The 12,283-nt window shown below is 69.8% G+C and carries 11 protein-coding genes; 2 read left to right on the forward strand and 9 right to left on the reverse strand.

Annotated elements, in window-relative coordinates; translation table 11 throughout:
• Window positions 1-82 precede the first annotated feature (82 nt).
• From R4I43_RS18945 to R4I43_RS18965, 5 genes are all read right to left on the reverse strand, one after another.
• The gene (locus R4I43_RS18945; RefSeq protein ID WP_324266981.1) at window positions 83-3,385 is read right to left on the reverse strand and encodes an arabinosyltransferase domain-containing protein; all 3,303 of its coding nucleotides are present in this window, start codon (window positions 3,383-3,385) and stop codon (window positions 83-85) included.
• A 215-nt stretch (window positions 3,386-3,600) separates the two neighbouring features.
• Window positions 3,601-4,512, reverse strand: a complete 912-nt coding sequence (gene glfT1 / locus R4I43_RS18950; RefSeq protein ID WP_324266982.1) for a galactofuranosyltransferase GlfT1 — start codon at window positions 4,510-4,512, stop codon at window positions 3,601-3,603.
• Window positions 4,509-5,327 carry a galactan export ABC transporter ATP-binding subunit Wzt/RfbE gene (wzt, locus tag R4I43_RS18955; protein ID WP_324266983.1) on the reverse strand — a complete coding sequence of 273 codons (819 nt, stop codon included), beginning with the start codon at window positions 5,325-5,327 and terminating at the stop codon, window positions 4,509-4,511. Before wzt ends, glfT1 begins: the two co-directional genes overlap by 4 nt.
• A gap of 17 nt (window positions 5,328-5,344) precedes the next feature.
• Window positions 5,345-6,208 carry a galactan export ABC transporter permease subunit Wzm/RfbD gene (wzm, locus tag R4I43_RS18960; protein WP_324266984.1) on the reverse strand — a complete coding sequence of 288 codons (864 nt, stop codon included), beginning with the start codon at window positions 6,206-6,208 and terminating at the stop codon, window positions 5,345-5,347.
• A 106-nt stretch (window positions 6,209-6,314) separates the two neighbouring features.
• Entirely contained in the window at window positions 6,315-6,842 is a 528-nt protein-coding gene (locus R4I43_RS18965) for a bacterial proteasome activator family protein (RefSeq protein WP_324266985.1), read from the reverse strand.
• A 145-nt stretch (window positions 6,843-6,987) separates the two neighbouring features.
• On the opposite strand from R4I43_RS18965, the gene R4I43_RS18970 reads away from it, so the two are divergent.
• The gene (locus R4I43_RS18970) at window positions 6,988-8,187 is read left to right on the forward strand and encodes a cysteine desulfurase-like protein (protein ID WP_324266986.1); all 1,200 of its coding nucleotides are present in this window, start codon (window positions 6,988-6,990) and stop codon (window positions 8,185-8,187) included.
• A 170-nt stretch (window positions 8,188-8,357) separates the two neighbouring features.
• On the opposite strand, the gene R4I43_RS18975 is transcribed toward R4I43_RS18970, so the two are convergent.
• The gene (locus tag R4I43_RS18975; RefSeq protein WP_324266987.1) at window positions 8,358-9,335 is read right to left on the reverse strand and encodes an NAD(P)H-quinone oxidoreductase; all 978 of its coding nucleotides are present in this window, start codon (window positions 9,333-9,335) and stop codon (window positions 8,358-8,360) included.
• A gap of 150 nt (window positions 9,336-9,485) precedes the next feature.
• Here R4I43_RS18975 and R4I43_RS18980 point away from each other — a divergent pair, with 150 nt between their 5' ends.
• Window positions 9,486-10,997 (forward strand): M28 family metallopeptidase, encoded by a 1,512-nt coding sequence (locus tag R4I43_RS18980; RefSeq protein ID WP_324266988.1) that lies wholly within the window; start codon window positions 9,486-9,488, stop codon window positions 10,995-10,997.
• 55 nt (window positions 10,998-11,052) lie between these two features.
• On the opposite strand, the gene R4I43_RS18985 is transcribed toward R4I43_RS18980, so the two are convergent.
• From R4I43_RS18985 to R4I43_RS18995, 3 genes are all read right to left on the reverse strand, one after another.
• On the reverse strand, window positions 11,053-11,280 hold the full coding sequence (locus R4I43_RS18985) for a hypothetical protein (RefSeq protein ID WP_324266989.1): 228 nt from the start codon (window positions 11,278-11,280) through the stop codon (window positions 11,053-11,055).
• Window positions 11,250-11,657, reverse strand: coding sequence for a hypothetical protein (locus R4I43_RS18990; protein ID WP_324266990.1), 408 nt, complete (start codon window positions 11,655-11,657; stop codon window positions 11,250-11,252). Before R4I43_RS18990 ends, R4I43_RS18985 begins: the two co-directional genes overlap by 31 nt.
• 159 nt (window positions 11,658-11,816) lie before the next feature.
• On the reverse strand, window positions 11,817-12,137 hold the full coding sequence (locus tag R4I43_RS18995; protein ID WP_324266991.1) for a hypothetical protein: 321 nt from the start codon (window positions 12,135-12,137) through the stop codon (window positions 11,817-11,819).
• Window positions 12,138-12,283: the final 146 nt, after the last annotated feature.

Here is a 12,283-nt window from a genome sequence, read left to right on the forward strand (position 1 = left end):
CGTGCGAGCGCCCCTCCCGGTGGGCGGGCACCAGGGGTGTCCGGCCCGGTGGGAGGGGCGCTCGTTGGGGGTCCGGGGTCGGTTACTGGTCCGATTCCTCGGGGGCTTCGAAGCCCTTGACGTCGTTGCGGTCGTCGGAGCTGGGGACGTCGCCCGGGAGCTGCAGCGTCTTCGGCAGCGGTCCGGGGGTCCAGTTGCCCCAGTGGGTCTCCGTGTGGACGTCCATCGCGGTCTGAGCGGGCACCGCGTCGGCGTCGTAGGGGTCGACGGCGTACAGCGAGCCCCAGTCCCGGTGGATGTTGTTCTTCATGTACGTCGGCAGCTCGCGCATGCTCGTCGCCACGTTCAGCCAGCCGAACGGTCCGCCGGCGTCCGGCGACGACCAGCCCTGGCCGATGTCGCGCACCTCGGCACCCGCCGCGACCCGGAACTTCGGGATCTCGGCGACGCCGTGGTGCACGCCCGGCAGCTGCAGGCACGGGTGCACCAGCGCGGCCGTCCACTCCACGAACGTGGGCTGGTCACCGACGAAGTCGGTCATGTTCACCAGCTGCGGTGCGCGCGGGGCGCTGACCGCGACCCAGCCGTTCGGGCCGAGCGCGTTGTCGACCGCGACCACGCGCATCTTCGTGGCGCCCTCGGACTTGCCGCCCAGCGTGTAGCGGAAGTCCCGCCAGTTCGGGCCGCCCTCCTGCTGCACCACGTACTTGCGCTCGGTGATCTGGAAGCCGTTCGGGGTGTCGTGCCCGAACTCCAGCGCCACCGAGTTCGCGCCCAGCTCGGCGCCGGCCAGCGACAGCACCACCGGCACCTCGCCCTTGGCCGCGCGCTCGGGCAGGTCGTACCACTGGGTGCGCAGCTCACCGGTGCCGACCGCGGCGGCGTCGTAGCTGCCCCACACGGGCGCGTTGTCGTTGCCGAACTGGTGCGGCGGTTTCCAGTTGGGTTCCTGCGGGTCGGTGCCGTCGCCCGGCGGCAGGCCCGGCCGGTTGAAGCCGGACAGCTTCGCCCGCATGTACTGGTTGGCGTCTTCCTTGTCCTGCAGGCGCTTGGGCGGGACGCCGATCTCCTTGTCCTCGGACGGCGCCGCCACCGACGGCTGGTCCCCGGACACCCGCAACATCCCGGACTGCGGGTTCGTCTCGACGTAGATGTAGTCCGACAAACCGCAGCTGGTGCCCACGATCTGCTTGATGTTGTCCGCGCCGAGGCTGTAGCTGCCCCACTGCTTCTGGATGACCTTGCCGAAGTTCGCCAGCTCGAACAGCACCAGCAGCGCGCAGATGATCGACAGCGGCGCGGTGCCCCAGCGCAGCGCGAGGTTGCGCTTCTCCTCGCGGTTGAAGCGCTCGTCGACGACCTTCGGGTTGTGCTCGTCGATGCGCAGGTGTTCGACGAACGCCACGACCAGCGCGATGAAGGCGAGGATCAGCAGCACCGTGCTCAGGTGCCGGGCCTTGAACTGCGGCGGCATGTTGTACCAGGGCACACCCCAGCCCGAGACGTACCACCAGCCGTTCGGGCCGGTGGCGGCGAAGGCGAGGATGACCATCAGCCCGGCGAAGAACGCCGCCCGGTTGCGCTTGGAGCGCAGCACGGTGCTGCTGGTGGCCAGCGCGGTCAGCGCGGCCAGCGCACCGCCGGTGGCGGCGAAGATGCCGAAGTGGTGCGACCACTTGGTGGGGGTCAGCACCAGCACGCCGAAGGACATCGCGGCGATCGCCAGCAGCCGCCGGCTCGGGCCCAGCGCCGCACCGCGGATCCGGCCGCGGCGCAGCAGCACCACGGCGCAGGTCGCCAGGCACAGGATGACCAGCAGCACCGGGAAGCGACGCGTCATCGAACCGTCCGGCGTGGGGCTGAACAGCAGGTTGTAGCGGCTGAGCTCCTCGTACCAGCTCTGGCTGGGGCCGATGTCGGTGCGCAGCTCGGTGGCGTCCATGACCGACTGCCAGGTCTGGTCGGCGAACACCAGCGTCAGGATCACGAACCCGGAGGAGGCGATCGGTGCCAGCACGGGCAGCCAGCCGAACTCCTGCGCCCGCTTGCGGACCAGCCGGAACAGCGGTTTGAGGGCGGCCACGAACGGCAGCACGGACACCATGCCGTGCGGGTTCGCGCCCACCGACAGGGCGGCGACCACGAGGCCCAGCGCGGCGGGCATCAGCCGGCCGGTGGCCACGGCGCGCTCGACGGCGCACAGCGCCAGCAGCGAGAACAGCACCACGACCGGCTCGGGACGCAGGCCGTTGTTGTAGGGCAGCCAGAACGCCAGGAACACCGCGGCGGCGGCCCAGCCGGCGGCGTTGGAGCGCCGCACCTGCTGTCCCAGCCGGGGCAGCACCTCGCGGGAGATCAGCAGCCAGCTGACGATGCCCATCAGCAGCGCGGGCAGTCGCACCCACGGCGTGGCCGTGGAGATCTGCACCCACACCGAGTACAGCTCGTAGAACCAGCCGAACGGCGCCTCCGGGACGCCGAACCAGCGGTAGTAGTTGCTGATGTAGCCGAAGCTCTCGCGCGTCCGCGCGATGTTCATGATGTAGCCGTCGTCGGAGGTCATCGCTCCGATGACCCACCACACCAGCAGCGAGCCGATGACCGCGACGTCGCGGAACGTCGGCTTCCACCAGCCGATCGCCAGCCACTTCGGGGGCCGCCTGCCCGAGCGCACGTCCAGGCGCCGCAGGCAGACCACCGACCCGATGAAGGCCAGCACGGCCAGCGCGATCGCGGCCAGCTTCAGCGGCGTCGCCTGGCTCTCGTAGCGGGTGTCCACGCGGGCCTCGAACGACAGGCCGCTCACGTCGTCGAGGTGGTCGTCGATGTCGGAGTAGATGCCGGTCAGCTGCGGGCGCTGGTCACCGCGCAGGTTGGCGATCGACTGGTCGCCGACGCTGGCGGTGCTGCCGAAGCCGTCGGAGTGCAGCGCGATCGAGCAGTCCCCGGCGGGCACCGCGGCCGTGCCGACCTGCTGCCCCTTGGTCAGCAGCGTCAGCTGGCCGTTGTCGACCTGCAGCGTCAGACCGGTCAGCTTGCCGTAGTCCGACGAGGGCGGGTTGGTGCTCAGCAGCACGGCCGGGCCGGCGGTGCGCGCGTCGAGGCTGCGCGCCGAGACGCAGGGCACCTGCGCGTCGAGCCACAGCGGCGAGTAGCCGACCAGCGGGGCCGACACCGGCTTGGTGCCCTCCGACGTCGGCCACTTCAGGGTCGTGACGTCGTGGTTGACGGGAAGGAACGGCACCGCCAACGCGAGCACCGAGCCCAGCAGGCCCAGAACGGAGGCGAACAGCTTCAGCCGCCTGGCCGACGGTCGAGCGCGGTCGGTCCCGTTGTCTGCCGAAGGGTCGTCCGTTCGGCGGCTGTCTTCCTGGCCACTGAGCACGAAGGGAGAATAGTAGTTGCTGGTCCGGGCGCTTTCGCGGCATTCCGGCGGTGTGCGAATCGACACCAGAAGTAACGCCGTGAGCTGCGAACTCAGCTCGGTCTCAGGCCGTTCTAAGCGTTCCGTGATCTTCCAGTTATCGAGTCCGCTGTGAAGCCCGCGTAAAAGAGCGAGCGGCCGCCGGGTTTCGGGCGACCGCTCGGTCGAAGCTGGTTTCAGCGGCGGAAGAACCGCTCCTTGCGTCCCTGGATCACCAGGCGCAGCCACTCGCGGAAGGCCTTGGGGTCCTTGCGCTGCACCACGAAGTACAGGCCGAACCGGACGACCTCCAGCGCGCCGATCTTGCGCATGCCCGGCTGCGAGAGCAGGTACCCGCGGTTGCGGTAGGTGTAGTAGCGCTTGTTGTCGTCCGAGGGGTCCTGCGCGTGGAACCGGCCGCCCAGCATCGGCTTGAACTCGGCCGAACCGTCCGGGTGCAGGAACTTCGTGCGGAACGTGGTGCCGAACGGCAGGCCGGAGCGCACCAGGCGGCGGTGGATCTCCACCTCGTCGCCCCGGAAGAACAGCCGGTAGTCCGGCACGCCGACGACGTCGAGCGTGGTGGCGCGGAACAGCGCGCCGTTGAACAGCGAGGCGATGCCTGGCAGGAAGTCCTCCGGCAGCTCGCTGACCTGGCGCTTCCAGGTCAGGCCCCGGCGCAGCGGGAACGCCAGCGTGTCCGGGGTGTCGATGTTGACCACCACCGGCGAGACGGCTGCCAGCCGGCGCTTCTCGGCGACCTCCAGCAGCGTGGCCAGCGCGTGCTCGTCGGACGGGCGGCCGTCGTCGTCACCCAGCCACACCCACTCCGCGCCCAGCGACAGCGCGGTCAGCATGCCCAGCGCGAAACCACCGGCACCACCGAGGTTGCGCTGCGAGGCGATGTAGGTGGAGGGCACCGGGCAGTCGTCGACGACGTCGGAAGCCGGCTGGTCCGGGCCGTTGTCGACCACGACCAGGTGATCCGGCAGACGAGTCTGGCTCGCGATGACCTTCAAGGACTCGGCCAGCAGCTCGCGACGGTGCCTGGTGACGATGACCGCGACTACGGATCCGGCGGGCAGCTGCTGTGCGGAGTCGGTGCTCATGAGCCTTCTTTGCTCCCGATCGTGGCCCGAGTTTCACCGATTCGGGCCAGGGTTTCGTCACTGAGGTTCTTGAAGGGGTCGTACCCCTTGTAGTGCGTCAGGACCTCGCGCAGCGAGCCCTGCTCGCGGATTCCGCCCTCGTCCATCCAGATGGCGGTGCTGCACAGCTCGACGAGGAACTCGTCGGAGTGCGAGGCGAAGACAAGCATGCCGGACCGCTTGACGAGGTCGTTGAGGCGGTCCCGGGCCTTCTCCAGGAACTCTGCGTCGACCGCGCCGATGCCCTCGTCCAGGATCAGGATCTCGGGGTCGATCGAGGTCACCACGCCCAGCGCGAGCCGGACCCGCATGCCGGTGGAGTAGGTGCGCAGCGGCATCGCCAGGTAGTCACCCAATTCGGTGAACTCGGCGATGTCGTCGATCCGCTTCTCCATCTCCCTGCGGGACATGCCCAGGAAGAGGCCGCGGATGATGATGTTCTCGTAGCCGGAGATCTCCGGGTCCATGCCCACGCCGAGGTCGAAGACCGGCGCGACCTTGCCGACCACGCGAGCGCTGCCCCGGGTCGGCTCGTAGATGCCCGACAGCAGCCGCAGCAGCGTGGACTTGCCCGCGCCGTTGTGGCCGACCAGCGCCACCCGGTCACCTTCGCGCAGCGACATGTTGATGTCGTGCAGCGCCTCGATGATCGGGACGCGGCCCTCGGTGCCGATCTTGCCGCCCGCCCTGCCGAGAACGGCCTTCTTCAGCGAGCGGGACTTCGCGTCGAAGATCGGGAAGTCGACCGCCGCGTTCCAGACGTCGATGCTGACCATAGGTTTCTCGGCCTCACTCAGACCCAGTAGGAGACACGGGCACGGTAGTTGCGCAGCACGACCAGCGCCACGATCCAGCCCACGACGGTGATCACGCCGCACACCAGCCAGTGGTGCCAGGCGATGGGGCTGCCGAGCATGGGCTGCCGGATGATCTCCAGGAAGTGCATGAACGGGTTGATCTCGGCGAGCTTCGCGCGCTCCGCGATGGCGGGGTTCGGGCTCGACTTGAACTGGTCGTAGTTCCACACGATCGGCGTCATGAAGAACATCAGCTGGACCATGCTCTGGGTGACCGGCGGGATGTCGCGGAACCGGGTGGAGATGGTGCCGACCACCAGGATCACCCAGCCGCCGTTGATCGCGATCAGCGCGAACGCCGGGATCGCCAGCAGCGCCGCCCAGCTCAGCGGGTGCGGGAAGATCAGCATCAGCACGAAGTAGACGACCAGGTTGTGCGCGAAGAACAGCACCTGCCGCCACAGCAGCCGCAGCACGTGAATGCTGACCGGCGCCGGGAGCTGCTTGATCAGGCCCTCGTTGGAGATGAAGACCTCGGAGCCGTCGTTGACGCAGTTGCCGATGAAGCCCCAGACGATGAAGCCCACGGCGAGGTATGGCAGGTGCTCCGCCAGCGGCTGCCCGAACAGCTGCGAGTAGAGCAGACCGAGCGCCGTGACCGTGACGGCCATGCTGATGGTGATCCACAGCGGGCCGATGACGGAGCGCCGGTAGCGCTGCTTGATGTCCTGCCAGCCCAGGTGTGCCCACAGCTGGCGCTGGCTGAGGGCGTCAGTGATGTCCTTGAACGCTTTTCGCCAGGACCGCGGCGAGATCTCAGCAGGCGCCGGGGGTCGGTCTAGCGTGCTCGTAGCATGCACGAGCGAAAGAGTACCGACCACGCCAGCGCACTTTCGGGCTGGGCGTCACTCGAAGGGGTAGCGCCCGCTTGACGTCGGGCGCTACCTACCGTTACCGCGTGGGCGGTTAGAGGTACTGCCCGGTGCCCTTGGTCGGGCCCATGTCCGGTTCGCCGGATCCGGCGGGCAGCCCCCGTCGCATCTGCTCCAGCTGGGCCCGGGCGGCCATCTGCTGGGCGAACAGCGCGGTCTGCAGGCCGTGGAACAGGCCCTCCAGCCAGCCGACCAGCTGCGCCTGGGCGATCCGCAGTTCGGCGTCCGACGGCGTGCTCTCCTGCGCGAACGGCAGCGACAGCCGCTCCAGCTCCTCGATGAGCTCCGGTGCCAGCCCCTGCTCCAGCTCGCGGATCGAGGACTGGTGGATCTCCTTGAGCCTGCTGCGGCTCGCCTCGTCCAGCGGCGCCTGGCGGACCTCCTCCAGCAGCTGCTTGATCATCGTGCCGATGCGCATCACCTTGGCCGGCTGCTCCACCAGGCCGTTGATGTCCTCACCGTGCTCCTGGGCTTCGTCGCCCGCCGCCTCGGCCGCGCCGGCGCCCACGGGGTTGCCGTCCTCACCGACCACGAACACCTGCGGACGCTGTTGCTCGTTCATGGCTCCCATGCTTCCAGTTTGCCGGGCGGACGTGGGACCGGTCGTGCCGACTCGCCCGCAGCGCTGCGGAAATGGATCTTGAAATCCTGCGCTGTTGGCCACCCGGAGACGTGATCGTGACCAGCGCTTGCGTAATGTTCCGGGCATGGCGTTCGACGTCGCGGCGGTTCGCGGACTCTTCCCCGCGCTCGGCGACGGGTGGGTGCACCTGGACGCCCCGGCTGGCATGCAGGTTCCCGAACAGGTGGCCACGGCGGCTTCGACCGCGCTGCGGGCCCCGGTTTCCGGTCCGGGCGGGAACTTCCCCGCTTCGCAGCGCGCCGAGGCGATCGTGGAGGCCGCTCGTCGCGCGATCGCGGATCTCGTAGGTGCCAAGCCCTCCGGAGTGGTGCTCGGGCCGAACTCGGCCGTGCTGCTCGGGCGGCTCGCCGACGCCCTGGGCGACGGCTGGATGATCGGCGACGACGTCGTCGTCTCCCGGTTGGACTCGCCGGACAACGTCGACCCGTGGCAGCGCGCCGCGCAGCGCTCCGGCTCCACCGTGCGCTGGGCCGAGATCGACATCGAGACCTGCGAGCTGCCGACCTGGCAGTACAGCGAGCTGGTCACCCCGCGCACCAAGGTCGTGGCGGTCACCGCCGCCTCCGGCGCGGTCGGCACCCGGCCGGACATCCGCCCGGCGGCGGAGGCCGCCGACGAGCACGACGCGCTGCTGGTCGTCGACGCCTCGGCGGCCGCGCCCTTCGTGCCGCTGGACATCACCGAGCTCGGCGCCGACGTCGTGGCGGTCAACGCCTCCGCGTGGGGCGGGCCGCAGGTGGGCGCGCTGGCGTTCCGCGACCCGGCGATGCTCGACCACCTGCCGTCGGTGTCGCTGGACCACAGCGCCCGCGGCCCGGAGCGCCTGGAGATGGGGCCGCACGCGTTGCCGCTGCTGGCGGGCCTGGTCGCCTCGGTCGACTACCTGGCCGACCTCGACGACGCGGCCATCGGACCGCGCCGCGAGCGGCTGCTGACCTCGCTGCGCGCGGTGAAGTCCTACCAGGCCGGGCTGCTGACCAACCTCACCAACGGCCTGCGCAAGCTGCCCGACGTGATGCTCATCGGTGACGCGATGCGCCGGATCCCCTCGATCGCCTTCACCGTCAACGGGGTGAAGGCCGAAGACGCCGTGTCGCACCTCGCCGACCAGGGCATCTGCGCCTTCGCCGACCCGGGCACCCACGGCGTCTTCGCGGCCCTCGGCGCGGCCGAGGTCGGCGGAGCCATCCGCGTCGGCCTCGCGCACTACACCAACGCCACCGAGGTCGACCAACTCCTCCAGGCGGTCGCCGACCTCACCTGACCGGGTGGGGGATTCGAATTTCGCGCGAAATTCGACCTCGGACTTCGGGGCGGCGACATGGCGGGGGAATAGGAACCCCCGCACCGGCCGGGGTGGGTTTTTCTAATTGCGCGCGAAATTCGACCTCGGACTTCGGGACTCGAACTTCGCGCGAAATTCGAATCCCGCTCTCACCGCACGAGGACGAGCTTGCCCCGGACGTCGCCGGCTTCGAGGGTGGCGTGGGCGCGGGAGGCCTCGGCCATCGGGATGCGGGCGTGCACCGGCATCCGGACCTCGCCCCGCTCGATCAGCGGCCAGAGGCGTTCGCGCACGTCGGCGACGATGCGGCCCTTGCCGTTGGGGCCGTCGACGGGCCGTCCGCGCAGGCCGAGCATCGACATCCGCAGCCGCTTCATCAGCATCTTGCCCATGTTCAGCTCGGCCTTGGCGCCGCCCTGCATGCCGATCACGGCCAGGAACCCGTCGGGTGCCAGGGCCGAGAGGTTGCGGTCCAAGTAGGACGCACCCATGTTGTCCAGGATGACGTTCGCCCCGCCGAGGCCCTTGACGACCTCGACGAAGTCCTCGTCGCGGTAGGAGATCACCGGGTCGGCGCCCAGTTCCGCGCACAGCGCGCGGCTCTCCGCCGAACCCGCGGTCGCCGCGACCCGCGCGCCCAGCGCCTTGGCGACCTGGATCGCGCAGGTGCCGATGCCGCCCGCGCCGCCGTGCACCAGGAACAGGTGCCCTTCGCGGAGTCCGGCCTCCATCACGACGTTCGACCAGACGGTGCACGCGACCTCGGGAATCCCGGCGGCCTCCACCAGTTCCACGCCTTCGGGCTTGGGCAGCACCTGCGCGGCCGGGACCGCGACCCGTTCGGCGTACCCGCCGCCGGCGAGCAGCGCGCACACCTCGTCGCCGACGTTCCAGCCGGTCACGCCCTCGCCGATCTCGGCGATCGTGCCGGAACACTCCAGTCCGGGGATGTCGCTTGCGCCTGGGGGCGGCGGGTAGTTGCCTTGGCGCTGTGCGAGGTCAGCGCGGTTGACCGCGCTGGCGGCGACGTCGATGACCACCTCACCCGGTGCGGGTTTCGGGTCCGGGTGCTCGGTCCACACCAGAACGTCGGGGTCGCCGGGCTCGCTGATTGAAATCCCATACATGCCCGTGACGGTAGCCAGCCGCGGGCGGCGCGAAAACCGAGAACGCGGTGCGAGTCGGGAAAAACGGGAAAGATTCCCGCTTCTGAACTCCAGCCGGGTTCGCTTGACTGGATCGGACATTCACCCATTCCACTCAAAACGGGGAGCATGATGAGTTCGCGAACCATCACACCCAGACGCGCGGCAACCGCGCTGGCCGCCACCTGCGCGGCCGCCCTGGTCGCCATCGCCCCGGCCTCCGCTGCGCCCGCCGGTCTCGGCGACCGGATCACCGGCGACGCGGTGAACCGCCACCTGATCGCGCTGCAGCGGATCGCCGAGGTCAACGACGGCAACCGCGCGTCCGGGCTGCCGGGTTACGAGGCGAGCGTGGACTACGTCGCGGGCAAGCTGCGCGGCGCGGGCTTCGACGTGACCACCCCGGAGTTCACCTACGACGCCTACTACCTGGACTCCTTCAGCCTCGCGGTCGCCGGCCAGCCCACCGAGGGCGGCGCGCTGGAGTACTCCCCGGCCACCCCGCAGGGCGGGATCACCGCGCCGCTGTCGGTCGCGGCCGTCGACGACACACCGGGCTGCGAGGCCACCGACTTCCCGCCCGGCGTCGCGGGCTCGGTCGTGCTGATCCAGCGCGGGTCCTGCACGTTCGCGCAGAAGCAGCAGGTCGCGGCCGACCTGGGCGCTGCGGGCGTGATCATCTACAACAACGTCGAGGGCCCGCTCAACGGAACGCTCGGCGACCCCGCCGACGCGCGCATCCCCAGCGCCGGCGTGACCATGCAGGTCGGCCAGGCCCTGGCCGGGCAGACCGGCGCCGAGGTGAAGCTGGACGTGCAGTCGCGGCTGGAGTCGGTGACCACCCGCAACGTCGTCGCCCAGACCCGCACCGGTCGACCCGACAACGTCGTGATGGCGGGCGCGCACCTGGACAGCGTTCCGGAAGGCGCGGGCATCAACGACAACGGCAGCGGCAGCGCCGGACTGCTGGAGACCGCGCTGCGCATGGGCGGCAGCCCGCAGACCGAGAACGCGGTCCGCTTCGCCTGGTGGGGCGCGGAGGAGTCGGGGCTGGTCGGTTCCACGAAGTACGTGCAGGGCCTGACCTTCGAGCAGAAGCTCGACATCGCGCTGTACCTGAACTTCGACATGATCGGTTCGCCGAACGCCGCCTACTTCGCCTACGACGGCGACGACTCCGACGCGGTGGGCGCGGGCCCCGGTCCGCAGGGCTCGGCGCAGATCGAGCAGGACTTCGCGGCCGCGATGGCCTCGCAGGGCGTGGAGCTGGAGGGCACGGACTTCGACGGCCGCTCCGACTACGGCGAGTTCATCGCCAACGGCATCCCGGCCGGTGGCCTGTTCACCGGCGCCGAAGGGGTCAAGACCGAGGCGCAGGCCGCCAAGTGGGGCGGCACCGCGGGCGTCGCCTACGACCCGAACTACCACCAGGCGGGCGACGACCTCGGCAACATCGACAAGGTGGCCCTGGAGCGCAACGCCAGGGGACTGGCCAACGTCATCGAGGGCTACTCGCGCAGCACCGAGGGCGTCAACGGGACGCAGGCCCGCGACGAGCGGGCTCGCCTCCGCCAGGCGCAGTTCGCCACCTTCGCCGAGCGCACCAGGGGTCCGGCGGTCCCGCACGGCCACAACGCGAGCTGACCAGCGCAGGAGCGGGGTGCGGAGGTCTTCCGCACCCCGCTCCCGCACGTCCGGGTCAGGAGATGGTGACCTCGGCCGGGAGTTGCAGCACGCCGCTGAGGGTCGCGCTGGTCCCGCCGTCGCACAGCAGGCCGCTCTCGTTGATCGGGAACGAGGCGTTGGAGTTGGCGGTGAGCTGGTGCGTCCCGTTGTCCCAGCCGTTGGCCGGCACCGCGGCGTTGTCGACCTGGATGGAGCAGACGCCGCTGATGTTCACCGTCGCGCTGGCCTGGCTGATGTCCACGCTGCTGTGCTGGTCGCGGTGGCCAGCCACTGACCGGTGGCGGTGACGGTGGTCGTCGTTGACGGGGCCAGCGTGTTGGTGCAGTCGGTGATGGTGGGCGCCGCGGGTGCGCCCGAGGAGTCGACGGTGCCGGCGACCGCCGGGTTGCCGCCGGTGGGGGCCAGCACGTTGCCGCGGACGGTGTTGCACCTGACTTCGACGCCGGTGTTGGACCGCATGACCAGCTGCGTACCGCTGGCCAGCGTGATCGGTTCGACGGTGTTCTGTGGATTCCACTGCACGGCCTGGGCGGTGGCTGCCTGCGCCGCTGCGGCGCCGCCGAGCGAGAACGCGGCGATCAGCGCCACGCCCGCCATCCTGCGTCGTGCTGTGCGCATCATGACCTCCTGTCATCGGGGCATGCCTCGCCGCTCCAGCGGCGCGCGGAATTCGCGTCGTGGAGTGGATCTCAGGAGTGGTGGTGAATTCGAGGCGTCGCCCGGGGGAACACTTATAGAAACACGAATGTTTCTAAATGGCAACGAAGAATTCGATCATCATTCTCGCGTTCCGCGATGATGTGCGCGGAAGAGCGGGGTGAAACGGGTGAGCCGATGAGCCAAACGAGTGTGGTCGACGAATTCCCCGCGTAATTCCTCGCGAACGAGCTGGCGGACCGCACCGGCCACGAACTCGATCTTCGTCTCGTCCTCGGGCGTCCCGCACGACGTGCTCAACTCGACGATCGACCTGGTCAGGCGGTTCCTCGCGGCTCGGCTGTAGGCCGTCAGGCGGGGATGTTCCGCCTGCCCGCAGTCGCCGAAGTACAGCCGCGCGGCGGCCGGGTGCTCGGCCAGCCAGGTGATCAGCGCGTCCACCACCGCGCCGTATCGATCCAGGCAGTTCTGGTTCTCCCAGCAAGCCCGCCGGCAGGCGAGATGCCACGCCTCGACCGCCTCGGTGAACGAGTTCGCCGAATTCGAAGGCGCGTGGTCACCTTTGCTCCCCGAAATGTGCACGCGGG

Source organism: Saccharopolyspora mangrovi, assembly GCF_035320975.1.
Taxonomy (GTDB): Bacteria; Actinomycetota; Actinomycetes; order Mycobacteriales; family Pseudonocardiaceae; genus Saccharopolyspora; species Saccharopolyspora mangrovi.

Coding starts and splice junctions, on each gene's coding strand:
- glfT1 (WP_324266982.1), bottom strand. CDS start 4,512: ATGAGCACCGACTCCGCACAGCAGCTGCCCGCCGGATCCGTAGTCGCG.
- wzt (WP_324266983.1), bottom strand. CDS start 5,327: ATGGTCAGCATCGACGTCTGGAACGCGGCGGTCGACTTCCCGATCTTC.
- R4I43_RS18965 (WP_324266985.1), bottom strand. CDS start 6,842: ATGAACGAGCAACAGCGTCCGCAGGTGTTCGTGGTCGGTGAGGACGGC.
- R4I43_RS18970 (WP_324266986.1), top strand. CDS start 6,988: ATGGCGTTCGACGTCGCGGCGGTTCGCGGACTCTTCCCCGCGCTCGGC.
- R4I43_RS18975 (WP_324266987.1), bottom strand. CDS start 9,335: ATGTATGGGATTTCAATCAGCGAGCCCGGCGACCCCGACGTTCTGGTG.
- R4I43_RS18980 (WP_324266988.1), top strand. CDS start 9,486: ATGAGTTCGCGAACCATCACACCCAGACGCGCGGCAACCGCGCTGGCC.
- R4I43_RS18990 (WP_324266990.1), bottom strand. CDS start 11,657: ATGCGCACAGCACGACGCAGGATGGCGGGCGTGGCGCTGATCGCCGCG.